The following is a 23,984-nucleotide window of genomic DNA, read 5'->3' on the forward strand; positions in this document are numbered from 1 at the left end:
ATGAACGTCCACACCACACCAAAATCCAACGGCTATGATATCTCGGTAGAACATCTGTCCGACAGGGTCGCGATTTTTCGCGATGGCATCCTGTTGGCCGAAAGCCGGAATGCCAAGGTGATGTATGAAACCCGGCTGCCACCGACGATCTACGTCCCGCGTGCGGATGTTTGCGTCGACCTGAGCGGTGAAACCGGCCTGCAGACCTTTTGCCCTTTCAAAGGAACCGCCACCTATCACGATATAAATCTGCCCGGAGATCGCTTGGCCAATTCGGTATGGGCCTATGATGACGCCCTGCCAGAGAGTGCTGCAATTCGGGGGCATATTGGTTTTATGCCCAGTGCCTATACGGATATCGACCTGGGCAAGAACCAACTACGCGACACCGAAAACACCAATATCAGCGGTCCGCTGATCGACTGGCTGATGCGTGGGGCGTCCCTGTCGGATACACCAGAAGCGTTCACCAAGGCGTTGGCCGAAAAGATGCTGGAACACGGGATAGCGATCCAGCGCCTCAGCATTCTGGCATGGTCCTTGCACCCCCTGATCGCAGGCAAACACTTCATTTGGGAAAAGGGTGAGGATGAGATCCTGACCCGCGCGCCCACCTATGAAATCTACGACCACCCCGCATTCATCAACAGCCCTTTGCGCCATGTCTCGAACGGATTGGGCGGCGTGCGCCAAAGGGTAAATGACGAAAACCCGCATAACAGCTTTCCCATCATCGAGGATCTACGGGCCAAAGGGGCCACGGACTATGTCGCCATGCCGCTGCCCTTCTCGGACGGTCGAACAAACGTACTAACGCTCAGCTGCGATCATCCCGACGGCTTCACGACGGAGAACCTTGGTCTGGTGTTCGAATGCTCTGCCGTTATCGCCCGCTTTTACGAGGTGTTTATGCAGCGTGAAAACGCACAGGTTCTGCTGGAAACCTATGTAGGCAAACGCTCAGGCGCGCGTGTGCTGGGCGGAGAGATCCGACGCGGCGACGGAGATGAGATTGATGCGGCCATCATGTTCTGCGATCTGCGAAACTCGACTAGCCTGGAGGAGAGCCTTGACCGGGATGCCTATATCAATCTGCTGAACGAGTTCTTTGAGACGGTCTCGGGTATCGTGGATGAAAACGGGGGCGAAGTTCTGAAATTCATCGGCGACGCCGTTCTGGCCGTTTTCCCAGCGGGTGAGGAACCCGCGCAGGCCCGTGCGAATGCCCAACAGGCGGCAACAGAAATCGTCGAAAAGCTCGCCGAACTGCGTTCCGCGGATCCTGATATCCACTGCGACTGCTCAATCGGCGTGTCCTATGGCCGGGTGACCTACGGCAATGTCGGCTCGCGCGAACGGCTGGATTTCACCGTCATCGGACAAGCCGCCAACGTCGCAGCGCGCCTGGGTGAGCATAGCAAATCGACCGGCTACCGTATTGTCGTCTCGCAAGATATTGAGCCCGCATGCTGCAATGCAATCCCACTTGGTGATATCAAACTGCGCAACGTGTCCCAGCCAGTCACGTGTTTTGCCCTGAGAACGGCGGCAGATGTTGAGGTCGATGATCCAGCTTAGCCTCGGCGAATTATCAAACTCGCTGCGCTTGATTTGGTTCGACCATATGATGCGAAGTCTAGATTGGGTCCCATTCCACCACCCTGACGATTGGTGCAATAAGCACCAACTCTAGCCCGCACCCAACAAAATCAAAGCGGTCTGCGCCGGTGATATTGTGCTTTGCAACTGCGCGATCTGACTGCGCGCCAGATAGGTATCCGTCAGTTTCTGAATAGCTTCAGGCTCGGTGAATTGGGCCGGATCATCAGACCCGGTCAAGCCTGTCAAACGGTCCTTGAACACCTCTAGTTGCCTGTCCAGATCGAGCTGTGAGAACGAGGATGGCAGGCCAAGTGCGGTCTCCATCATGCTGCGCAAGGGTGGCAAGCCCATCAAATCGAACCATTTCGTATCCGCGCTGCTGTCACCGGCAGCCAATTCGCCAAGTGCATGTTGCGCGTAGAGGGAAATCCGCATTGTCCCATTCGTCTCACCCACGGCAACTTCGAAACGGGACACCAGATTGTCTTCGGCGATCTTCTCCATATTCGTAATCAGACCGGTCTTGCGCACCTCTCCGGGGCCAAAACCGAACGCTTGAGAAAACTCGCGATACCGCTTGTCGGACAATCGGTTGGACAGGGCATCATCGGCTTTGGTTCCATCCTCCAATATCTTTTGGATGAAGAACCGATTGTTGATGTCCTCTTCCAACCCGAAAGCGCCCAAAGCAACCTGTAGCAACCGACGATCCGACACAAGGTCTTCGGCGGATTGAACCTTGCTTATGTTTTCCAGAAAATACTGCCTGTCCCTCTGGTTGACGCTGGAGTTCGTAAAGCTCTCCAGCTGTGCGTCATAGGTCCGCTGCAAAAAACGCCAGCCGACAATGCCTCCAGAGGGTATGACAGGCTGGAACGTCATTGTTGGTACGCCATCAGCCGCTCTTCCCGTGGCAGCAAAGAGCGGAGAGATTTGAGACATTTATAGTATTGCTCGGCCACCAGAGCTTCGGTCGCCTCGCTCAGAACACGACGACTGTCTGAATCCGTGAACACCTGGCTTAGTTCCTCAACCCGGCGCAGCAATTGCTGGCGCGCCTGATCAGGCTCCATATCACCAGACAGCACCAATTGAGCAGCGTAACAAACGCGGCGTACAGGCGTTGTGACTTCGTCCGGGTGGATCGCATCTCGCAGTCGCAAAACGTTGGCTTGTGGTGTCATGATCGAAAACCGGCTGCGGCGGTCTCCATTTTCGATCACTACACCATTCCTGACTTCCGACCTTTTTGTTGATCTGACTGGGTTTTTGGTTTGTTTTCAGGTGTGGTTGCTCAGAGGCGCGTTGTAGTGCCCCATTATTATAAAAAGTATTGACATGGGCCTTCAGATGGCTAACCTCTTCGCCCATGTTCATCCGCACCAAACATGACGCAAAGCTCAACCGCACACGGATCCAGATCGTTGAATCCGTCCGCACCGGCTCCAAGGTACGCCAGAAGATCCTGCGCCATGTGGGTGTGGCCCATAACGACAGCGAGATTGAGGATATCAAGCGTCTGGCGGGCCGCTTGATGGAGCAATTACGCATTGATCGCTCGCCGCAAATGGAACTGTTCACGCCCACGGAATATGCCGATCTGCAGGCGCTGGTGCGCCGCGCTCCGCGGCCGGACAAGCTTGGCGTTGATCTTGCCGAGTGCCGTGAGGAGGCGCGGGTCTCTCTGGGTCTGCGGGATGTCATGGGGACGATGTATGACCAACTGGGTTGGGGGGCCCTTCTGGGGGCGGCGCGTAAAAGTGCCAATCGCATTGTGAAAGAGCTGGTTATGGCGCGGATCGCACAGCCCGAGAGCAAGCGCGCGACCGTGGAGGCGTTGGAGAACCAGGCAGGCATCACGCTCAATCTGGACGTGGTCTATCGGAGCATGGATTACATCAATACGCCGGTGATAGACGGGATTTGCAAAACCTCTCACGCGGCGGCAGAGAAGTTGCTGGGCGGGCCAGTGACCGTGCTGTTCTACGATTGCACGACCCTGGCCTTTGACACCGAGCGCGAGGACCCGGCCGAGGATGCGGACGGGGTCGAGCAGGATCATCTTCTGGCCAAGGGCTTCAGCAAGGATGGCAAGCATCACCGCGCTCAGGTCATGCTGGCGCTGATCGTCACCTCCGATGGGCTGCCTGTGGGCTATGAACTCTTCCCGGGAAACACCTGGGAAGGTCATACGCTGGAAGCTGCGCTGAAGGCGTTGGAGGGACGCTTCGACGTGGCCAGGGTCACGTTCGTGGCCGATGCCGCCATGCTCAGCAAGGACAACCAGCAGATGTTGCAGAACAAGGGTCTGCCCTACATCCTCGGCTATCGCATGAAGTCCGCCCCGGCCGCCGTGAAGGCGAACATTTTGAGCCCGGAGGGACGCCAGCCTTGGGCTGGACACGGTTCTGAAGAGGCAACCGAGAAGGGCTGGTACAAGGTGATCGACCAGGAGGGAGCGCGGGTCATTGTGACCTGGTCACCCACCCGGGCACGCAATGATGCCCACAAGCGCGACAAGGCAATCGAAAAGCTGCACAAGAAGCTCAAGCGCTCTCGCAAACCCGGCAGCTTCAGCAGCCGGGGATATGGCCGCTTCCTGGCCTTCCCCGACAGCGGGGACGTCACGCTGGATGATGCAAAGATCAAGGCAGCGGCACAATGGGACGGGCTGCATGCCATTGTTGTTCATGGTGCGGACGAACTGGAGGCACAGGACGTCATTGCCCGCTATCACCAGTTGTGGGAGATCGAAGCCTGCTTCCGCACCAACAAGCACGATCTGAAAATCCGGCCCATCTATCACTGGTCGCCGCGTCGGGTCCGGGCCCATATCGCCATCTGCTACATGGCCTTCTGCTGCCTGCAGCACCTGCGCAAGCATCTGGACCTGCTCGGACACCCGATGAGCCCGGCTCGTATCCGCAACGAGTTGAACGCATTGCAGCTCTCGATCCTGCGCCACAAAGGCACCCCTGACCGCTACGGCATGCCAAGCCATGCCACGGTCGATGCCAGACGCATCCTCACCTGCGTCGGCCTGACCTGGAACGAAGCCCCTTTCAAGATACCCCCCGGGCGCACCCGAAAAACTGGCCAGACCAAAGCCTGAGCTCCCTCAACACTCCGAAACAATCGCTGGCGAAAAAAGTCCGTGTAGTGCCTTTTGGCAACCAAGGCATAATAATATCAATGACTTATACGAAAAAATGTCGGAAGTCAGGAGCAGCGTAACAAACGCGGCGTACAGGCGTTGTGACTTCGTCCGGGTGGATCGCATCTCGCAGTCGCAAAACGTTGGCTTGTGGTGTCATGATCGAAAACCGGCTGCGGCGGTCTCCATTTTCGATCACTACACCATTGATCAACACCCGCTCTTTCGGGGCAAGTTTCAGAACCAGGCCACTCATCCGGCGGCCCTCATGTGTCGCAGACCGCGCAGAACGGCCATGTTGATCTCCAGCAAAGGTTCTACCGTCGCAGTGTTCCCTAAAACCTGTGCGCTGTGCTGCTCCGTAAACTCGGCCACGTAGAAAATCCGCGCGCGTAGGTCCTTCGGAAGCGAGTTGTCTGAGTCCGCCACGCCGGTCGCCAGCACGGTCCACAACCGCCGATTTTCATGCAATGCCTGCACAAATTCGGAAAAATCCGTTGCCTTCCGGGCTGCCGCTGCCTTGAGCCGATGCGTGATCTTCGAGATCGCCTCATACTCCGTGTCCCGCGGCGTGCGGGTCGGAGCGACAGATTGCGCATAGGCGCGTTGAGCGTAGCTTTGCGGTGTCACTTGAAATCCTTCCAATAGGCCGTCTTCAGGCAGTCAGGACCGGGGCGCGGTGTTTACGCCCCGGCCAGGTTCCGGATTTAGCGGAACAGAGACAGGATCGACTGCGGCGCCTGGTTGGCAATCGAAAGCGACTGGGTGGCCAGCTGCTGCTGCACCTGCAGCGCCTGCAACCGGGCCGAGGTTTCTTCCATATTGGCGTCTACCAACGAGCCGATGCCCGATTTAAACGAGTCTGTCAGGTTCGAAATGAACTCTTTCTGGGTCTCGATCCGGCCCTGGGCCGAACCGAATGCGGCCGAAGCGTCGATCGAGGTGTCGATCAGCGATTCAACGGCTGCCAGCGCGGCGGTTGCTCCCGGACCGGTCGACACGTCAATGCCAGTCAGCGCACCCAGACCACCCGAGCCTGCGTTCACGTACTGCGCAGAGAACGAAACATCTGAACCCGTGCCATTCGTAACAGATAGAGTACCTGCCGTGCCCGAGTCGTAGTCAACGGTCAGACCGGTTATGCCTAATTCTTCGATCTTGGCTTTCAAACCAACGGCAACAAGGTCACCGGTTGTGGTGGCTGCCGCATCTGCCGCAGACACGGTGTAGGACACAACCTGATCATCAATAGCGACAACCACCTTATCGCCCGCCGCGAAAGCACCACTGGACTCATCGGTCACCAGTACGGTTGCCGATGTAGCACCAGCGGCAATGGTGGCACCAACGCGGTCATTGGCTGTCGACGAGCCGGTCGAGCCGTCGAAAACCGCCGCTGAAGTATAGCCACCTGTCGACAGGTTCTGACCGGCCACAGTGATAGAAGAAGCTGTTACAGCACCGGTGTTGTCCCGATCCAAAGAGGCCAAAATAGACGCCGAGCCAGCCGAACCATCAACAAGGTTCAAACCGTTGAACTGGGCAGCCCCTACGACTGAAGTGATCTGGTTCTTCAGTGCAGTCACATCATCGTTGATTGTCAATCGGCATTGAATAATGACCCCCCATCGGCGTCCAAATTTGACCCCCCTTGGAGCTAAGAGGGGCGTTGAGGGGGTCGTGTTTAGGTTGATTCAGGAGGGGGTGGACAGCAGGTCAAACCGAAAAGAGAGCGTAGCTCGACTGAAGGTTTGACCTGCTGTCTGTTTTGAATTTATTCCCCGATTTCGAGGTTAGTCGCGGTGGTTAATTCGCCAGCTTTCGTTCCCGGTTTCGATGATATCGCAATGGTGTGTCAGTCGATCCAGGAGAGCAGTGGTCATTTTGGCATCTGTGAACACACTCGGCCATTCAGCAAATGCGAGGTTGGTTGTTAGCAGAATAGACGTTCGCTCGTACAGTTTGCTGATGAGATGGAAGAGTAATCGTCCACCAGACTCTGCGAACGGCAGATAACCGAGTTCGTCTATAATCACGAGGTCGACGCGGATCAGCTGCTCGCTGAGCCGCCCGGCGTTGCCTTCGCGATGTTCAGCCTCCAGCTTGTTCGCGAGATCCACAGCGCTGAAGAACCTGACCCGCCGGCGGTTATTGACCGCGTGGCCCCCGATCGCTGTTGCGAGATGCGTTTTGCCCGATCCGGTTCCACCGACCAGCACGCCATTCCTGGCCTGGTCCATAAAATCGCCGTCATGAAGATTGCGCACGACTTCCTCGTTGACGGGGCTGACCGTGAAGTCGAACTCAGGTAAGGACTTGCAGACCGGGAACTTTGCGGCACCCATCTGATACCGGATCGAGCGCGCAGTCTTTTCGGCCAGTTCGGCCGTGAGGAGTTCGGCCACGACCTGTTGGGGCCGCCAGTTGTTTTTGGCTGCGGCCTGCATCACTTCGTCAAAGCAGTTGACGATGCCTGGCAACTTCAGTTGACGGGCAAGTTCGAGAATTTCCTTACGCAGTTGCATGGGAGCCTCCAAGCCTGTCATAGCGAGCGCAATCCGCGATCGGTGCCATTTTCAGCTGCAGGTGGGCAGGCGGCTCAATCGCCTTTGGCGGCGGGGGATTGGTGCGCCGAGAGACAATGTTCAGGATCGCATCGGCCTTGCGCAGGCCAGATTTTAGAGCTTCTTCGCAGGCAGCCTCGACCACATCAATGTCGTGCTGGTAAGCAGCGAAAAGAATATCGGCAAGTTGCCGGTCTCCGTCGGATGTGCCCCGCAGATGGGTCCAGATCTGCGTCATTGCCGGTGGTAGGTCCCAGTCACGGAACGGTGCTCCATTGCGCAGAGCGCCAGGCTTGCGCTTGAGGACGGGCACATAGTGCCAAGGGTTGAAGATCGTTTTTCCTCGGCCGAAGCACCGTTCGTGCTCTCCGACAATCTCACCGTCTTGGCGCAGGACAATCCGCGTGGCGTAGACCTGCAACTGGACCTGACGTCCAACAGCTCTTGCCTCAACGCTGTATTTGTTTCTTTCGAAGTTGATCAGGCAGGTTCGGCTCACGGCGACCGTCTCCTGACTTCCGACCTTTTTGTTGATCTGACTGGGTTTTTGGTTTGTTTTCAGGTGTGGTTGCTCAGAGGCGCGTTGTAGTGCCCCATTATTATAAAAAGTATTGACATGGGCCTTCAGATGGCTAACCTCTTCGCCCATGTTCATCCGCACCAAACATGACGCAAAGCTCAACCGCACACGGATCCAGATCGTTGAATCCGTCCGCACCGGCTCCAAGGTACGCCAGAAGATCCTGCGCCATGTGGGTGTGGCCCATAACGACAGCGAGATTGAGGATATCAAGCGTCTGGCGGGCCGCTTGATGGAGCAATTACGCATTGATCGCTCGCCGCAAATGGAACTGTTCACGCCCACGGAATATGCCGATCTGCAGGCGCTGGTGCGCCGCGCTCCGCGGCCGGACAAGCTTGGCGTTGATCTTGCCGAGTGCCGTGAGGAGGCGCGGGTCTCTCTGGGTCTGCGGGATGTCATGGGGACGATGTATGACCAACTGGGTTGGGGGGCCCTTCTGGGGGCGGCGCGTAAAAGTGCCAATCGCATTGTGAAAGAGCTGGTTATGGCGCGGATCGCACAGCCCGAGAGCAAGCGCGCGACCGTGGAGGCGTTGGAGAACCAGGCAGGCATCACGCTCAATCTGGACGTGGTCTATCGGAGCATGGATTACATCAATACGCCGGTGATAGACGGGATTTGCAAAACCTCTCACGCGGCGGCAGAGAAGTTGCTGGGCGGGCCAGTGACCGTGCTGTTCTACGATTGCACGACCCTGGCCTTTGACACCGAGCGCGAGGACCCGGCCGAGGATGCGGACGGGGTCGAGCAGGATCATCTTCTGGCCAAGGGCTTCAGCAAGGATGGCAAGCATCACCGCGCTCAGGTCATGCTGGCGCTGATCGTCACCTCCGATGGGCTGCCTGTGGGCTATGAACTCTTCCCGGGAAACACCTGGGAAGGTCATACGCTGGAAGCTGCGCTGAAGGCGTTGGAGGGACGCTTCGACGTGGCCAGGGTCACGTTCGTGGCCGATGCCGCCATGCTCAGCAAGGACAACCAGCAGATGTTGCAGAACAAGGGTCTGCCCTACATCCTCGGCTATCGCATGAAGTCCGCCCCGGCCGCCGTGAAGGCGAACATTTTGAGCCCGGAGGGACGCCAGCCTTGGGCTGGACACGGTTCTGAAGAGGCAACCGAGAAGGGCTGGTACAAGGTGATCGACCAGGAGGGAGCGCGGGTCATTGTGACCTGGTCACCCACCCGGGCACGCAATGATGCCCACAAGCGCGACAAGGCAATCGAAAAGCTGCACAAGAAGCTCAAGCGCTCTCGCAAACCCGGCAGCTTCAGCAGCCGGGGATATGGCCGCTTCCTGGCCTTCCCCGACAGCGGGGACGTCACGCTGGATGATGCAAAGATCAAGGCAGCGGCACAATGGGACGGGCTGCATGCCATTGTTGTTCATGGTGCGGACGAACTGGAGGCACAGGACGTCATTGCCCGCTATCACCAGTTGTGGGAGATCGAAGCCTGCTTCCGCACCAACAAGCACGATCTGAAAATCCGGCCCATCTATCACTGGTCGCCGCGTCGGGTCCGGGCCCATATCGCCATCTGCTACATGGCCTTCTGCTGCCTGCAGCACCTGCGCAAGCATCTGGACCTGCTCGGACACCCGATGAGCCCGGCTCGTATCCGCAACGAGTTGAACGCATTGCAGCTCTCGATCCTGCGCCACAAAGGCACCCCTGACCGCTACGGCATGCCAAGCCATGCCACGGTCGATGCCAGACGCATCCTCACCTGCGTCGGCCTGACCTGGAACGAAGCCCCTTTCAAGATACCCCCCGGGCGCACCCGAAAAACTGGCCAGACCAAAGCCTGAGCTCCCTCAACACTCCGAAACAATCGCTGGCGAAAAAAGTCCGTGTAGTGCCTTTTGGCAACCAAGGCATAATAATATCAATGACTTATACGAAAAAATGTCGGAAGTCAGGAAGATTGCGCACGACTTCCTCGTTGACGGGGCTGACCGTGAAGTCGAACTCAGGTAAGGACTTGCAGACCGGGAACTTTGCGGCACCCATCTGATACCGGATCGAGCGCGCAGTCTTTTCGGCCAGTTCGGCCGTGAGGAGTTCGGCCACGACCTGTTGGGGCCGCCAGTTGTTTTTGGCTGCGGCCTGCATCACTTCGTCAAAGCAGTTGACGATGCCTGGCAACTTCAGTTGACGGGCAAGTTCGAGAATTTCCTTACGCAGTTGCATGGGAGCCTCCAAGCCTGTCATAGCGAGCGCAATCCGCGATCGGTGCCATTTTCAGCTGCAGGTGGGCAGGCGGCTCAATCGCCTTTGGCGGCGGGGGATTGGTGCGCCGAGAGACAATGTTCAGGATCGCATCGGCCTTGCGCAGGCCAGATTTTAGAGCTTCTTCGCAGGCAGCCTCGACCACATCAATGTCGTGCTGGTAAGCAGCGAAAAGAATATCGGCAAGTTGCCGGTCTCCGTCGGATGTGCCCCGCAGATGGGTCCAGATCTGCGTCATTGCCGGTGGTAGGTCCCAGTCACGGAACGGTGCTCCATTGCGCAGAGCGCCAGGCTTGCGCTTGAGGACGGGCACATAGTGCCAAGGGTTGAAGATCGTTTTTCCTCGGCCGAAGCACCGTTCGTGCTCTCCGACAATCTCACCGTCTTGGCGCAGGACAATCCGCGTGGCGTAGACCTGCAACTGGACCTGACGTCCAACAGCTCTTGCCTCAACGCTGTATTTGTTTCTTTCGAAGTTGATCAGGCAGGTTCGACTCACGGCGACCGTCTCCTGACTTCCGACCTTTTTGTTGATCTGACTGGGTTTTTGGTTTGTTTTCAGGTGTGGTTGCTCAGAGGCGCGTTGTAGTGCCCCATTATTATAAAAAGTATTGACATGGGCCTTCAGATGGCTAACCTCTTCGCCCATGTTCATCCGCACCAAACATGACGCAAAGCTCAACCGCACACGGATCCAGATCGTTGAATCCGTCCGCACCGGCTCCAAGGTACGCCAGAAGATCCTGCGCCATGTGGGTGTGGCCCATAACGACAGCGAGATTGAGGATATCAAGCGTCTGGCGGGCCGCTTGATGGAGCAATTACGCATTGATCGCTCGCCGCAAATGGAACTGTTCACGCCCACGGAATATGCCGATCTGCAGGCGCTGGTGCGCCGCGCTCCGCGGCCGGACAAGCTTGGCGTTGATCTTGCCGAGTGCCGTGAGGAGGCGCGGGTCTCTCTGGGTCTGCGGGATGTCATGGGGACGATGTATGACCAACTGGGTTGGGGGGCCCTTCTGGGGGCGGCGCGTAAAAGTGCCAATCGCATTGTGAAAGAGCTGGTTATGGCGCGGATCGCACAGCCCGAGAGCAAGCGCGCGACCGTGGAGGCGTTGGAGAACCAGGCAGGCATCACGCTCAATCTGGACGTGGTCTATCGGAGCATGGATTACATCAATACGCCGGTGATAGACGGGATTTGCAAAACCTCTCACGCGGCGGCAGAGAAGTTGCTGGGCGGGCCAGTGACCGTGCTGTTCTACGATTGCACGACCCTGGCCTTTGACACCGAGCGCGAGGACCCGGCCGAGGATGCGGACGGGGTCGAGCAGGATCATCTTCTGGCCAAGGGCTTCAGCAAGGATGGCAAGCATCACCGCGCTCAGGTCATGCTGGCGCTGATCGTCACCTCCGATGGGCTGCCTGTGGGCTATGAACTCTTCCCGGGAAACACCTGGGAAGGTCATACGCTGGAAGCTGCGCTGAAGGCGTTGGAGGGACGCTTCGACGTGGCCAGGGTCACGTTCGTGGCCGATGCCGCCATGCTCAGCAAGGACAACCAGCAGATGTTGCAGAACAAGGGTCTGCCCTACATCCTCGGCTATCGCATGAAGTCCGCCCCGGCCGCCGTGAAGGCGAACATTTTGAGCCCGGAGGGACGCCAGCCTTGGGCTGGACACGGTTCTGAAGAGGCAACCGAGAAGGGCTGGTACAAGGTGATCGACCAGGAGGGAGCGCGGGTCATTGTGACCTGGTCACCCACCCGGGCACGCAATGATGCCCACAAGCGCGACAAGGCAATCGAAAAGCTGCACAAGAAGCTCAAGCGCTCTCGCAAACCCGGCAGCTTCAGCAGCCGGGGATATGGCCGCTTCCTGGCCTTCCCCGACAGCGGGGACGTCACGCTGGATGATGCAAAGATCAAGGCAGCGGCACAATGGGACGGGCTGCATGCCATTGTTGTTCATGGTGCGGACGAACTGGAGGCACAGGACGTCATTGCCCGCTATCACCAGTTGTGGGAGATCGAAGCCTGCTTCCGCACCAACAAGCACGATCTGAAAATCCGGCCCATCTATCACTGGTCGCCGCGTCGGGTCCGGGCCCATATCGCCATCTGCTACATGGCCTTCTGCTGCCTGCAGCACCTGCGCAAGCATCTGGACCTGCTCGGACACCCGATGAGCCCGGCTCGTATCCGCAACGAGTTGAACGCATTGCAGCTCTCGATCCTGCGCCACAAAGGCACCCCTGACCGCTACGGCATGCCAAGCCATGCCACGGTCGATGCCAGACGCATCCTCACCTGCGTCGGCCTGACCTGGAACGAAGCCCCTTTCAAGATACCCCCCGGGCGCACCCGAAAAACTGGCCAGACCAAAGCCTGAGCTCCCTCAACACTCCGAAACAATCGCTGGCGAAAAAAGTCCGTGTAGTGCCTTTTGGCAACCAAGGCATAATAATATCAATGACTTATACGAAAAAATGTCGGAAGTCAGGAAATAGACGCCGAGCCAGCCGAACCATCAACAAGGTTCAAACCGTTGAACTGGGCAGCCCCTACGACTGAAGTGATCTGGTTCTTCAGTGCAGTCACATCATCGTTGATTGTCAATCGGCATTGAATAATGACCCCCCATCGGCGTCCAAATTTGACCCCCCTTGGAGCTAAGAGGGGCGTTGAGGGGGTCGTGTTTAGGTTGATTCAGGAGGGGGTGGACAGCAGGTCAAACCGAAAAGAGAGCGTAGCTCGACTGAAGGTTTGACCTGCTGTCTGTTTTGAATTTATTCCCCGATTTCGAGGTTAGTCGCGGTGGTTAATTCGCCAGCTTTCGTTCCCGGTTTCGATGATATCGCAATGGTGTGTCAGTCGATCCAGGAGAGCAGTGGTCATTTTGGCATCTGTGAACACACTCGGCCATTCAGCAAATGCGAGGTTGGTTGTTAGCAGAATAGACGTTCGCTCGTACAGTTTGCTGATGAGATGGAAGAGTAATCGTCCACCAGACTCTGCGAACGGCAGATAACCGAGTTCGTCTATAATCACGAGGTCGACGCGGATCAGCTGCTCGCTGAGCCGCCCGGCGTTGCCTTCGCGATGTTCAGCCTCCAGCTTGTTCGCGAGATCCACAGCGCTGAAGAACCTGACCCGCCGGCGGTTATTGACCGCGTGGCCCCCGATCGCTGTTGCGAGATGCGTTTTGCCCGATCCGGTTCCACCGACCAGCACGCCATTCCTGGCCTGGTCCATAAAATCGCCGTCATGAAGATTGCGCACGACTTCCTCGTTGACGGGGCTGACCGTGAAGTCGAACTCAGGTAAGGACTTGCAGACCGGGAACTTTGCGGCACCCATCTGATACCGGATCGAGCGCGCAGTCTTTTCGGCCAGTTCGGCCGTGAGGAGTTCGGCCACGACCTGTTGGGGCCGCCAGTTGTTTTTGGCTGCGGCCTGCATCACTTCGTCAAAGCAGTTGACGATGCCTGGCAACTTCAGTTGACGGGCAAGTTCGAGAATTTCCTTACGCAGTTGCATGGGAGCCTCCAAGCCTGTCATAGCGAGCGCAATCCGCGATCGGTGCCATTTTCAGCTGCAGGTGGGCAGGCGGCTCAATCGCCTTTGGCGGCGGGGGATTGGTGCGCCGAGAGACAATGTTCAGGATCGCATCGGCCTTGCGCAGGCCAGATTTTAGAGCTTCTTCGCAGGCAGCCTCGACCACATCAATGTCGTGCTGGTAAGCAGCGAAAAGAATATCGGCAAGTTGCCGGTCTCCGTCGGATGTGCCCCGCAGATGGGTCCAGATCTGCGTCATTGCCGGTGGTAGGTCCCAGTCACGGAACGGTGCTCCATTGCGCAGAGCGCCAGGCTTGCGCTTGAGGACGGGCACATAGTGCCAAGGGTTGAAGATCGTTTTTCCTCGGCCGAAGCACCGTTCGTGCTCTCCGACAATCTCACCGTCTTGGCGCAGGACAATCCGCGTGGCGTAGACCTGCAACTGGACCTGACGTCCAACAGCTCTTGCCTCAACGCTGTATTTGTTTCTTTCGAAGTTGATCAGGCAGGTTCGGCTCACGGCGACCGTCTTTTCACGGAACCCGACGAAGGGCTTCTGCAGATGCGTCAGCAGCGGCTTTTCCTGCTGGAACTCCTCCCAGACCGTCACCTCCAGGTTTTCCGGATGCCGCAGTTCTTTTGCGCGTTTGATCGCGTCTTTTTGCAGCCGGGCATTCAATTCATCGAAGTCGGCCACCTCCAGACGCGGTGTAAAACTATAGGCGCGGCTCTCCTTGACCAGATTCTCAACCTGACCCTTCTCCCAACCGGCCGCGCGCGTACAGGCGATCGGGTTCACCAGATGATGAGAACACATCCGGGAGAATGCCTTGTTGAACTTTCTTTCCTTGCCCGACAGGATCGCATCGACGGCGGTCGTCATGTTATCGTAGATCCCGTTGATGCAGCCTCCACCAAAGAATTTGAAGGCCTCGTCGTGGGCATCAAAGACCATCTCCTGCGTCTCGCGCGGATAGGCAATGGAGAATGGCATGCGGCTATGGCAAAGTTTGAAATGGGCAACCTTCACGGTCGTGAGTGCACCGTCCATCAAAGCCGTCTCCACACTCCAGTCGAACTGGTACGCCTCCCCAGGATCAAAGATCAGCGGGATGAACGCCTGCGCCTGTTGTCGGCCGTGCGCAATGCGCCAATTCTTTGTGTAGCGTCGAACACTGTCATACCCGCCGCCAAAACCATCATCGGAGAGTTCCTTCCAGATTTTGGTCATCCGCTTGCGGTGTTTCTTCGGAAGCGCCTCGTTCTCCTCAAGCGTTTCATCCAGACGCGCGCGCCAAGGCCCGAGCACCGGGTATGGCTGCGATTTGCGCTCATATTTGAACTCCGTCACTCCCGATCGGATTATCTTTCGAACCGTTGCACGGCTCAAATTGAGCGAACGGCAAATTTCCTTGATGCTCTTTTTTTCGATCAGGTGTAAGCGACGCACTTTTCTAATAGTTTCCACGCAAATCATCCCGCTTGCCTCTCCATCGACTGCTCAATGAAAAGGATGTCTACAACCATAGGGAGGGGTCAAATTTGGACGCCGATTTCCCCGCTTAGGGGGTCAAAATTGCACGCTTTTCTACACGTTGATCTTGCCGCGGTCCACGTTGTCTTCCTGCGCCGCGACTATCTTTTCTTTCATCTGGGTGAGAAGGTCAGTCACGGTTTCAGACGCGTTCCGCGCAACAGCGACCGTCGATTCACCCAGCGAGAGGCTGTCTTTGATCGCGTTGAAGCCTTTGACGTCCGATTCCATCACTTTGGAAATCGCCCAGACGGCCGAGTTGTCTTTTGCTGTTGCGACATCCTTGCCGGTCGAGATCGCATTCTGTGTCATCTCGAGGTTTTTGTTGACCGATTTCAGAGTCTGCAGCGCAACCATCGCGCCGTTGTTTGTCAGAATACTGGACATAGTGCCATCCTTTTGCGTTAGGGCTTCAGCGCCCAAGATCACCCCGCTAGACAAGCGGGCTTTGATGTCTTTCTGACCTGTGCGATGCGCCGTCCGACACATCGCGCCACCCGCTGTTTCAGGTGCAGGACCACCTTTGACCTCGATCCCCTAACGGAGTGCTAAAGCGGCCCGACTCAAAATTTTGGATTTGAATTAACTCTGGCCCTATGCGCGTTTTTCAAGCTCTACCTGGCTCCGCACGGCAAAGCCGTTGCGTTGCCCGTCGGCCCCATAAGTGCTGAATTCCTGCCGCACGCGGCGCAGCTCTGCCATGCGGCTGGCAACCGCGCGAATCCCTTCGGCCGCGCTGTTCAGAAGCGCTTGATTGCGTTCCACTTTTTTATGGACGCGAAGTAGATCATCGTTGCTCAGCACCTGAAGATCGTTGATCGCACCAATCAGTTTCTCTTTTTCAGGGACCATATGATTGAGTCGCTCAAGATCACCGTCCACAAGCGCGGAGCGCTCAAGATCAAGGACCTCCTCCAGTGATTTGATCAGAAGGTTAGGCTCATGTGTCATCGGAATTCTCCATCAAGGATTGAAACAGAAGTTCAGACAGGCCAACACCGCCAGATTGCGCCATTTGCCGGGCCTGTTGCTGCACAAGAAAGGACGAGAACTGGTCCTCGCCTGCCCCGCCGCCGAACGAATTGCGTGCTTTTCCCAAGCCCGCAGATTTCAGCATTTCGGCCAGAAACGCCGCCTCAAGCTCGACCGCGGCGGCTTGCAGGCGGTCTTGAGCTGAGGGCGGCGGCGGCATCAACTGGAGGGGAGGAATATTCATCGGCTTCTCCGAAAATTGTATCGAACAATCTTGATCAAAGACGAAAGCGGTTAAAATAAACGTAACTTCCTTTGGGCAGTTTGACGGTCAACCACGACGGAGCCGGAGCAAAATGCCCAACCCTCTTACGCTGATGACACCAACGCAAACTGCGGCCACGAAACCGGCGACGCGCGAAGCCGCATCCGAGGCATCCACACGCTTTCAGGATGTTCTGGAGGAAGAGACGTCGCAGCCTGAACCCAAGGTCGCGGCTGAGGATGAAACCGCTGTTGAACAAGACATCATGCCCGAGGATCCTGCCCCCGAAGGCGTGCTGAAAGACCATCTGCCAGTCCAGCCCGACGCTCCTGAGGAACATGTGTTTGAAGACCTGACCGCACTGCCCCTGCCGAGCGTGACGCAAGTGCCGCAAGAGTCTGAATCCGTTCCTATTCCGCCGAAACTCGATAGGACAGAGGCACCAAAGACCGACACTGGCGCAATACATCAGGTTTCAATTGCTTCACCGCAACGACCAGAGGTGGAAAACACACGCAGTTCTCCTGTTCAGCCACACCCCAACTCGGTCCAACCGGTTTCCGCCAAGGCGTCGGACGGTCATGTCTTGCCTACAAAGCCGATTGCGGTGCAGCCTGCTCCAGCTGAACGGGCGCAACCCTCAGCTTCGGCGCTACCCGCTGAAACAGCGGCTTTGCCTCAGATAAATGCGGCTCCAAGCACGCCTCAACCCACCAGATCCTCGCCGACTCTCGCCCAGATGCAGGTGATGGCGTCTGTGCGGAACGCAAATGCCGAAACCGCCACGGCGATTCTCGAAACTGATGGTGTGATTGCCACGCGCGAAGAGCCATTGCTTCAAAACGTCCGCGACTCGGCTTCGCTTGCGCAGCCCGCAACGCAGGCTGCCAGAGCTGAAATCACCCGAGCCATCTCCGGGCAGATGGCGGCAGCGATTCAGGTTCGCGCGGGTTCCGGTACGATCGAGATTGCACTCAGCCCCGAGGAACTGGGGCGAGTTTCCATCACACTCAACGGTCGCGAGGATGGGATGGTTTTGACCATAACGGCCGAGCGCCCCGAAACGCTGGACCTGATGCGCCGACATCTCGCCGTTTTGGAGGCTGAATTCCAAAGCCTTGGATATGGCGACATCTCGTTTGACCTAAGCACATCGGACGATGCGCAGGATGATACCGCAAACCCGAAGGCAAAGGACTATGGCCCTTCCCATTCGACCGAGCCGGATGCGCCAAACGCTCCAATCCTTCCCCGAAATCTCTCGGGTCGTGGCATTGATATGAGGCTTTGACAGATGATCACTCCTACAAGTTCCGCTCAGACCCCGATACTGACCCCGACCTCGGCTGCCTCGCAGGCATCCAAGCTGACCTCGGATTTTGAGACCTTTCTGCTGATGCTCACCGCACAAGCGCGAAACCAGGACCCGTTGGAGCCTATGGATTCCTCGGAATACGCATCTCAGCTGGCCCAGTTCTCGATGGTCGAACAGCAGGTTCAGACCAATGACCTGTTGTCTTCCCTGAGCACGGCCTTGGGTGGGCAAAAGCTGAGTGAGCTTTCCAATTGGGTGGGCGTTGATGTTCGATCCGCTTCAGCCTTTCGATTCGAAGGCCAGCCGGTCACTCTGTTTGCTCAGGCCGATGCAACAAGTGATGAAGCCATCATGGTGATCCGCAATTCAACCGGTACCGTAATCGACCGCATTCCAGTCAATCACACAGACACCGAACTCCTCTGGGCCGGCACCGATGCTTCTGGCGATCCGCTGGGACAGGGCACGTATTCCGCCACGTTGGAGAGTTACAAGAATGACGAACTGTTATCGCAGCGATTGGCCGCTAGCTACAACCGCGTGGTTGAGGCGCAAATCGCTGATGGAGCGGTGCATCTGTCCCTGCAAAGTGGGGCCACTGTCCGCTCGGACGAGGTGACGGCGATCCGAACAGGCGCTTGATCTGATCGGGCTGGCAGTCCAAACCTTGGCAAATCACGATTCCCTTGCTGAGCGGTACATCCCCTGCCCCATGTCAACGCGCCTCTACCAGACCTGATTGACCAGCTGCGCACGCGCGGGCTGATCACGGGGTCCGTGCAATTCGAACCTCTGTTCGGGGGTCGGACAAATATGGTGTGGAAGGTTCTGGGCGAGAGTGGCGACACGGTATTGAAGCTTTACCGTACCAAACTGCGCAACCCCATGTTCCGCAATGACGCCCACCTCGAAGCGCTGTGTCTGCGCGCGTTTGAGCAGGACGGGTTCGTACCCTGGTTGCGGGCAACGGGGCAGCATCAGGGCGACGCCTGGGTTCTGTACGATCACGCGCCGGGTCGCCCGTGGGAAAGTGACACGGCTCAGGTCGCCTCTTTGCTGCGCAGATTGCATGGCGCGACGGTCGACTTGCCGCTGCCTACAGGACGGAACGGCAGCGCTGATCTTGCTCGCCACGGGGCCGAGCTTTTGGCGTTATGTTCCTCCCGCTTGCGAGATCGCGTCACAGCGATGCGGCCCGAGGACCCTGTGCCGCCAACAAAAAGAACGTGTCTTATCCACGGCGACCCTGTGGCCGGGAACATTCTGGTAGACGGCTCCAACCTAACCCTGATCGACTGGCAATGCCCGGCAATTGGCGATCCCTGCGAAGATCTGGCCTTGTTCCTATCGCCCGCCATGCAGCATCTTTATCGCGGCGCTCCACTGAGCCCAGATGAGAACGCGCAGTTCCTGACCGCATATGGCGACCCCGAAACAGTTGCCCGCTACGAAGCGCTGCGTCCGTGGTATGCGTGGCGAATGGCAGCCTATTGCCTGTGGCGGTTTGAGAACGGATCAACAGACTATGAAAAGGGCCTGCAGCTTGAGCTAAAGGCCCTTGAGGATCGCGCTATTTCTGAATGACGGCGTCTTCCCAGGCCGTCAGGAATTTCCTGCGTTTGAGCGTGTCGAGGTAAGTCAGCAAAGCAGGTTCCAGCGTAATTACCGCGCTCTCTTGCGCCTGCTGTGACGTGAGCAACGGCAAAGGTGCCAACTCAGGTCCTGCAACGATCAGATGGCGGACAAACGCCTCGGCGACAGCAGGATATTGCGTGTTTTTCACCACCATTGCCGTTCGCATCATGGTGGTCTGAAAATCGCTGGGCAGAATGACCTCGAGCACCTCTTTGCCGTCGACCCGTGCCGTTGCGTAGCTGCCAAGTACGTTGTACGCCACCGCGATCGAGCCACTTGTCAGATCGTCAATCATGTCGCCCGAGCAGCAATACAGACGCAGGTCCAGCCCGCCCATGACCTCCATCAGACGCCAAAAGGTCTCAGACGCGCGAGCATCTTGCGTAGCGAACAAATAACCCAAGCCAGATTGCCGGATATCATAGGTGCCGACCTTTCCACGAAAGGCTTCGGGGCGCGCGCGCAGGGCCTCGATCAGTTCCTGCCGGGTTTGCGGAACGGGATACCCTGCGAAGGCCGCACGGTTGATGACGATGGCCGCCGGTTCCTGGGTAAAGGCAAACAGGCTGTCATGCCACTGGGCCCATTCCGCGCCCGGCATATCCTTCAAAGGCATTGCAAACCCATCATTCGCAAGTTTCAGCTGCAGATCCATCGCGCTGGAAATGACAACATCAAACGCCTCAGGCGCTGACCGCACACGCGCATTCAGATCGGCGGTTCCGGTCACCAGATACTCTACGGAGACGTCCGGGTTTTGCGTCAGGAACCCCTCTATCAACGGCGCGAAAAGCGCGGTGTCGGTGCTGGAGATGATGCGCAAACGCGGACCATCAGCGGCAGCGTTGAACACCCGCTGGTCTTCCCACTCCTCGGCCGCGCAAACTGAGTTCAGAAGTGTGAGGATCAAAGCAATAAGGTAACGCATGCGCCTTTGCCTTTTCGGTTGGTCAGGATCAGATCGCCGCCATGGGCCTTCGCGACATCCTGAACGATGGTCAGACCAAGCCCCGAGCCAATGGTCCCGGCCGCGTTCTTACCGCGCTCGAACCGCCGGGTGAGCGTGTCAATTTCGCTTGGTGGAAAGCCCGGCCCCTGATCGCGCACGCTGATCTGCGCTTGCGTCCCTTGCGAGACCTCGATCTCGACCACGCTTTCGGCAGGGGCATATTTTAGCGCGTTGTCGACCATGTTGCGTACCGCATTCTGGATCAGGATCGGATCGCCCGAATAGATCACAACGGGGTCTCCGACCAATGTCAGGGAAAGGTCCTTCATCTCGGCAATGGGTGTGAGGCGCTGAACCAGATCGCGGACGAGGGCGACAAGATCAATCTCTTCCCGCTCCAGATGATCGGCGCGAAAAGTGATCATTGCGTGATCCAGCAATTGCCCCGCCGCCCGAGAGCTTTCGTCAATCGCCCGAACCATTGAACGCAAAGCCTCTCTATTCTCTTCTTTTTCAACACGTTGCAAGGTTGTATCCGCATAGGATCGAACCGTTGCCAATGGCGTCCGGACCCGGTGTGCCGCCTCGGCTATGAAATCCTCGGACTGGCTGAGCGACTGATCCAAACGCCCCATCAAAGAGTTCAGCGACGACACTAGCGGGGCCATTTCCCGCGGCACCGGTTTTCTGAATGGGCTGAGGTCTTGTGGGCCCCGGCGAGTCACCGACGTCGTCAGCTTGTTCAACTGTCCGATGGTGGCTGACGTTGCCCAGAATGATAACCCGGCGACCAAGGTAAAAAAGCCGATCCCCAGATACGCCGCGTTTCGTGAAATCTGCCTGAGGGTTTCGGCCAATGCGTCTTGCGTTTGACCAAGGGCCACTTCGACTTCGGTCCGGGTTCCTAGCCCTACCAAAGTGCGGCTGGCGCTGACCTGGCGAATGGTCTCTCCGCGCACTTGGCCCGATTGAAACGTCCATTCGCCGTTGGGCGTACCATTCGTGGCTGAAAGATCGTCGTAACCGGACAGCAGTTTACCATCCTGAAAGATGGCGTAGAACACCCGATCATCCGACGGCGTGCTGAGCATCGAGAAGGCAGCGTAGGGAATGTCGACCTCAAGCTCTCCGTCCCGCAGGGCAACGGCATCGAGGATCGAGGTGACCGAGGCGCCAAGGATATTGTCCTGCCCTTGCTGCGCGACGCGAGCGGCATAGCTGCGTACTGTAAAGAACAAAAGCAACGCCAGAACGGCCGCACCGCCAATCAGGGTCAGCACCAGACGGTTGCGCAGAGATCCTGAAACCGCGGGGCTAGCTGACATGATCCAGCCTGTAGCCCAAGCCACGCAACGTAGTAATCTTCAGCTCCGATCGCTCCAGATGTTTGCGCAGGCGGGCGACGTAGACCTCGATAGCATTGTCCGAGACATCGTCGTCATAGGAAAACAGCCTGTCCGCCAGTTTTTGTTTCGAGAACACCTGACCTGGCGCATTGATGAAGAACTCCAACAGGCGCAGTTCCCGGTTGCGCAGCGACAGGGTCTCACCGCCGACAATCAGGTGACCGGCAACCGGGTCGAAGACGATACCGCCGATCTCGATGGTTGATTTAGCGATCCCAGATTTGCGGCGCAGAACGGCGCGGCAGCGGGCCTCAAGCTCTGCGTGATCGAAGGGTTTGGTGACGTAGTCGTCGGCCCCCAGATCCAGCGACCCGATTCGATCCGAGACCTGGCTGCGCGCGGTCAAAACGATGACAGGTGTGTCCAGATGACTTGCACGGTGGCGTTTGAGGAAATCGCGCCCATCCCCATCGGGCAGCATGATGTCCAGTAGGATCAGGTCATATTCCTCAGCCTCGACGAACGCGGTCGCATCGTCCAAAGTTGCAGCGTGATCAACGACATGGCCGTCCAGTCGCATCCGCGAACCGATAGCGTTCGCGAGGTCCATATTGTCTTCGACCAGCAGGAATTTCATGAGGCGTTCGCAGTATTTTCGCGCATGACAGGTTGATGTCAGGTTGATGTGTTTTCTTGACCTCAATCTGTGCCGCCAAGCGGCCAGTTGTCAAATGGGAGGACATCATGACAACTTTCAAACTGGGCCGTCGCGCCCTGATCGCGGCTGTGGCCGCTGTTGGTCTTGCGGGACCTGTTCTGGCTGACGGCCACGAGGTCGTGGACAGCATCCACTTCCTGATCCCCGGCGGCGCAGGCGGCGGCTGGGACGGTACCGCCCGTGGTACGGGTGAAGCGCTGACCAAAGCGGGGCTTGTCGGCACCGCGTCTTACGAGAACATGTCGGGCGGCGGCGGCGGTAAGGCCATCGGCTACCTGATCGAGAACGCCGACAGCAACCATGGCACGCTGATGGTGAACTCGACCCCCATCGTGATCCGCTCACTGACGGGTGTGTTCCCGCACAACTTCCGCGACCTGACGCTGGTCTCGGGCACAATCGGCGACTACGCGGCCATTGTTGTCGGTAAGGACAGCCCGATTAATTCGATGGCGGACCTGCTGGCCGCCTATGACGCGGACCCGGGTGCAACAGCTATCGGGGGTGGCTCGGTACCGGGCGGAATGGACCATCTGGTTGCGGCCATGGTGATGGAAGCAGCGGGTAAGGACGCGCTTGGCGTCAAGTACATTCCTTATGATGCAGGCGGCAAAGCCATGGCAGCCTTGCTGTCGGGTGAGATCGCAGCGCTTTCCACCGGCTTCTCGGAAGCGGTTGATCTGGCCAATGCAGGCGAGGTGAAAATCATCGGTGTGACTGCGGATGAGCGTGTGGACGCAGCGCCCGACGCACAGACCATGAAGGAACAGGGCATCGATACCACCTTCGTCAACTGGCGCGGTTTCTTCGCAGCGCCCGGCCTACCCGAAGACAAGCTGGCCGCCTACCAAGACGCCATTGCCAAGATGTATGACACCCCCGAGTGGGAAGAAGTGCGCGCGCGCAATGGTTGGGTAAACATCCACAACTCGGGCGACGATTTCTCGACCTTCCTCGAGCAGCAAGAACAGCAGATAAGCGATCTGATGAAAAAACTGGGCTTCCTCTAAGCACCACTCACGGCAGAGCGGCCCGTCCGCTCTGCCACAATCAACAAAAAACACGAGGGAGGGGATGTCATGGCGCTGGATCGCTGGATCGCGCTTGTTTTGCTTGGGGTCTGTCTGGCCTATGGCTACGCCGCCTGGTTTACGATGGATGGCAGCCTGCCCCCCTTCATGCAGCGCAACCCTATTTGGCCAAGCACCTTCCCCAAAGTGCTGTCTGTTCTGGGCATCATCGCCTGCACGATCATCCTACTAGGCTTCGAAAAATCCGAGCCGAAAGCGGCGGATATCGACTACCGTCGTCTGGGTGACTACCATCTGGATCAGGCCCTGATGCTGTTGGCCCTGATGGTGATCTACGCCCTGTGCCTGCGGCCCGTCGGCTTTCTGATCTCAACGTCTGCCTTCCTGATCCTTGGCTCCTTCATTCTGGGCGAGCGCAAGTGGCACATCATGCTGCCGGTCGCCTTCATCGCCACAGGCGCGGTCTGGTATCTGGTTCAGGAAGTCCTGGGCATCTACATGCGCCCCCTGCCGGGCATTTTCGGAGGCTGAC

General features: G+C 57.8%; 24 protein-coding genes and 3 pseudogenes. 9 read left to right on the forward strand and 18 right to left on the reverse strand.

Features of this window, described 5'->3' with window-relative positions; genetic code table 11:
* A complete protein-coding gene (locus ACOERD_RS06375; protein ID WP_419738429.1) occupies positions 1-1,578 on the forward strand; it encodes a DUF427 domain-containing protein in 1,578 nt (525 codons plus the stop codon).
* A 111-nt stretch (positions 1,579-1,689) separates the two neighbouring features.
* Here ACOERD_RS06375 and ACOERD_RS06380 read toward each other — a convergent pair whose 3' ends face one another.
* Positions 1,690-2,484 carry a DUF1217 domain-containing protein gene (locus ACOERD_RS06380; RefSeq protein WP_419738430.1) on the reverse strand — a complete coding sequence of 265 codons (795 nt, stop codon included), beginning with the start codon at positions 2,482-2,484 and terminating at the stop codon, positions 1,690-1,692.
* Positions 2,481-2,825, reverse strand: coding sequence for a flagellar biosynthesis repressor FlbT (locus tag ACOERD_RS06385; protein WP_419738431.1), 345 nt, complete (start codon positions 2,823-2,825; stop codon positions 2,481-2,483). The genes ACOERD_RS06380 and ACOERD_RS06385 overlap by 4 nt, the downstream gene beginning before the upstream one ends.
* Positions 2,826-2,971: 146 nt before the next feature.
* Here ACOERD_RS06385 and ACOERD_RS06390 point away from each other — a divergent pair, with 146 nt between their 5' ends.
* Positions 2,972-4,714, forward strand: coding sequence for an IS1634 family transposase (locus ACOERD_RS06390; RefSeq protein ID WP_419737624.1), 1,743 nt, complete (start codon positions 2,972-2,974; stop codon positions 4,712-4,714).
* 112 nt (positions 4,715-4,826) lie between these two features.
* Here the strand turns inward: ACOERD_RS06390 and ACOERD_RS06395 are convergent.
* The 5 genes and pseudogenes from ACOERD_RS06395 to ACOERD_RS06415 form a co-directional block, all read right to left on the reverse strand.
* A pseudogene (locus ACOERD_RS06395) lies at positions 4,827-5,012 on the reverse strand (flagellar biosynthesis repressor FlbT); the annotation flags it as partial.
* Positions 5,009-5,386, reverse strand: coding sequence for a flagellar biosynthesis regulator FlaF (gene flaF / locus ACOERD_RS06400; RefSeq protein WP_419738432.1), 378 nt, complete (start codon positions 5,384-5,386; stop codon positions 5,009-5,011). The gene flaF and the pseudogene ACOERD_RS06395, both read right to left, overlap by 4 nt.
* Before the next feature lie 77 nt (positions 5,387-5,463).
* Positions 5,464-6,342, reverse strand: a complete 879-nt coding sequence (locus ACOERD_RS06405; protein WP_419738433.1) for a flagellin — start codon at positions 6,340-6,342, stop codon at positions 5,464-5,466.
* 207 nt (positions 6,343-6,549) lie between these two features.
* A complete protein-coding gene (gene istB, locus ACOERD_RS06410) occupies positions 6,550-7,281 on the reverse strand; it encodes an IS21-like element helper ATPase IstB (protein ID WP_419737606.1) in 732 nt (243 codons plus the stop codon).
* Positions 7,268-7,975 carry a Mu transposase domain-containing protein gene (locus tag ACOERD_RS06415; protein WP_419738434.1) on the reverse strand — a complete coding sequence of 236 codons (708 nt, stop codon included), beginning with the start codon at positions 7,973-7,975 and terminating at the stop codon, positions 7,268-7,270. Before ACOERD_RS06415 ends, istB (ACOERD_RS06410) begins: the two co-directional genes overlap by 14 nt.
* On the opposite strand from ACOERD_RS06415, the gene ACOERD_RS06420 reads away from it, so the two are divergent.
* The gene (locus ACOERD_RS06420; RefSeq protein WP_419737624.1) at positions 7,968-9,710 is read left to right on the forward strand and encodes an IS1634 family transposase; all 1,743 of its coding nucleotides are present in this window, start codon (positions 7,968-7,970) and stop codon (positions 9,708-9,710) included. The genes ACOERD_RS06415 and ACOERD_RS06420 overlap by 8 nt on opposite strands.
* Before the next feature lie 85 nt (positions 9,711-9,795).
* On the opposite strand, the gene ACOERD_RS06425 is transcribed toward ACOERD_RS06420, so the two are convergent.
* A complete protein-coding gene (locus tag ACOERD_RS06425) occupies positions 9,796-10,092 on the reverse strand; it encodes an ATP-binding protein (protein WP_419738435.1) in 297 nt (98 codons plus the stop codon).
* Positions 10,079-10,786, reverse strand: a complete 708-nt coding sequence (locus tag ACOERD_RS06430; protein WP_419738434.1) for a Mu transposase domain-containing protein — start codon at positions 10,784-10,786, stop codon at positions 10,079-10,081. Before ACOERD_RS06430 ends, ACOERD_RS06425 begins: the two co-directional genes overlap by 14 nt.
* On the opposite strand from ACOERD_RS06430, the gene ACOERD_RS06435 reads away from it, so the two are divergent.
* Positions 10,779-12,521 (forward strand): IS1634 family transposase, encoded by a 1,743-nt coding sequence (locus ACOERD_RS06435; RefSeq protein ID WP_419737624.1) that lies wholly within the window; start codon positions 10,779-10,781, stop codon positions 12,519-12,521. The genes ACOERD_RS06430 and ACOERD_RS06435 overlap by 8 nt on opposite strands.
* A gap of 113 nt (positions 12,522-12,634) precedes the next feature.
* On the opposite strand, the pseudogene ACOERD_RS06440 reads toward ACOERD_RS06435, so the two are convergent.
* The 6 genes and pseudogenes from ACOERD_RS06440 to ACOERD_RS06465 all read right to left on the reverse strand — a co-directional run.
* A pseudogene (locus ACOERD_RS06440) lies at positions 12,635-12,742 on the reverse strand (flagellin); the annotation flags it as partial.
* Between the two features lie 195 nt (positions 12,743-12,937).
* Positions 12,938-13,669 (reverse strand): IS21-like element helper ATPase IstB, encoded by a 732-nt coding sequence (gene istB, locus ACOERD_RS06445; RefSeq protein ID WP_419737606.1) that lies wholly within the window; start codon positions 13,667-13,669, stop codon positions 12,938-12,940.
* The gene (gene istA, locus ACOERD_RS06450; RefSeq protein WP_419738436.1) at positions 13,656-15,164 is read right to left on the reverse strand and encodes an IS21 family transposase; all 1,509 of its coding nucleotides are present in this window, start codon (positions 15,162-15,164) and stop codon (positions 13,656-13,658) included. Before istA ends, istB (ACOERD_RS06445) begins: the two co-directional genes overlap by 14 nt.
* 120 nt (positions 15,165-15,284) lie before the next feature.
* Positions 15,285-15,608: pseudogene (locus tag ACOERD_RS06455) on the reverse strand (flagellin); the annotation flags it as partial.
* A gap of 207 nt (positions 15,609-15,815) precedes the next feature.
* Positions 15,816-16,172 (reverse strand): flagellar biosynthesis protein FlgN, encoded by a 357-nt coding sequence (locus ACOERD_RS06460; protein ID WP_419738437.1) that lies wholly within the window; start codon positions 16,170-16,172, stop codon positions 15,816-15,818.
* Positions 16,162-16,437 carry a rod-binding protein gene (locus ACOERD_RS06465; protein WP_419738438.1) on the reverse strand — a complete coding sequence of 92 codons (276 nt, stop codon included), beginning with the start codon at positions 16,435-16,437 and terminating at the stop codon, positions 16,162-16,164. The genes ACOERD_RS06460 and ACOERD_RS06465 overlap by 11 nt, the downstream gene beginning before the upstream one ends.
* A gap of 112 nt (positions 16,438-16,549) precedes the next feature.
* On the opposite strand from ACOERD_RS06465, the gene ACOERD_RS06470 reads away from it, so the two are divergent.
* The 3 genes from ACOERD_RS06470 (at position 16,550) to ACOERD_RS06480 (ending at position 19,357) form a co-directional block, all read left to right on the forward strand.
* Entirely contained in the window at positions 16,550-17,749 is a 1,200-nt protein-coding gene (locus ACOERD_RS06470) for a flagellar hook-length control protein FliK (RefSeq protein ID WP_419738439.1), read from the forward strand.
* 3 nt (positions 17,750-17,752) lie between these two features.
* A complete protein-coding gene (locus tag ACOERD_RS06475; RefSeq protein WP_419738440.1) occupies positions 17,753-18,415 on the forward strand; it encodes a flagellar hook capping FlgD N-terminal domain-containing protein in 663 nt (220 codons plus the stop codon).
* A 135-nt stretch (positions 18,416-18,550) separates the two neighbouring features.
* The gene (locus ACOERD_RS06480; RefSeq protein ID WP_419738441.1) at positions 18,551-19,357 is read left to right on the forward strand and encodes a phosphotransferase family protein; all 807 of its coding nucleotides are present in this window, start codon (positions 18,551-18,553) and stop codon (positions 19,355-19,357) included.
* Here ACOERD_RS06480 and ACOERD_RS06485 read toward each other — a convergent pair.
* From ACOERD_RS06485 to ACOERD_RS06495, 3 genes are read right to left on the reverse strand one after another with little or no spacing between them, the layout of a single operon-like run.
* Positions 19,344-20,261: an ABC transporter substrate-binding protein gene (locus ACOERD_RS06485; protein ID WP_419738442.1), complete on the reverse strand. Its 918-nt coding sequence runs from the start codon at positions 20,259-20,261 to the stop codon at positions 19,344-19,346. The two genes, ACOERD_RS06480 and ACOERD_RS06485, sit on opposite strands and share 14 nt — an antisense overlap.
* A 53-nt stretch (positions 20,262-20,314) precedes the next feature.
* A complete protein-coding gene (locus ACOERD_RS06490) occupies positions 20,315-21,682 on the reverse strand; it encodes a sensor histidine kinase (RefSeq protein WP_419738443.1) in 1,368 nt (455 codons plus the stop codon).
* A complete protein-coding gene (locus ACOERD_RS06495; protein WP_170460004.1) occupies positions 21,672-22,340 on the reverse strand; it encodes a response regulator transcription factor in 669 nt (222 codons plus the stop codon). The genes ACOERD_RS06490 and ACOERD_RS06495 overlap by 11 nt, the downstream gene beginning before the upstream one ends.
* 107 nt (positions 22,341-22,447) lie before the next feature.
* On the opposite strand from ACOERD_RS06495, the gene ACOERD_RS06500 reads away from it, so the two are divergent.
* Both ACOERD_RS06500 and ACOERD_RS06505 read left to right on the forward strand, forming a co-directional pair.
* Positions 22,448-23,431, forward strand: coding sequence for a tripartite tricarboxylate transporter substrate-binding protein (locus ACOERD_RS06500; RefSeq protein WP_170375647.1), 984 nt, complete (start codon positions 22,448-22,450; stop codon positions 23,429-23,431).
* 69 nt (positions 23,432-23,500) lie between these two features.
* Positions 23,501-23,983 carry a tripartite tricarboxylate transporter TctB family protein gene (locus tag ACOERD_RS06505; protein ID WP_170460001.1) on the forward strand — a complete coding sequence of 161 codons (483 nt, stop codon included), beginning with the start codon at positions 23,501-23,503 and terminating at the stop codon, positions 23,981-23,983.
* Position 23,984 lies beyond the last annotated feature (1 nt).

The organism is Ruegeria sp., assembly GCF_965199275.1.
In the GTDB taxonomy this organism is placed as follows: domain Bacteria; phylum Pseudomonadota; class Alphaproteobacteria; order Rhodobacterales; family Rhodobacteraceae; genus Ruegeria.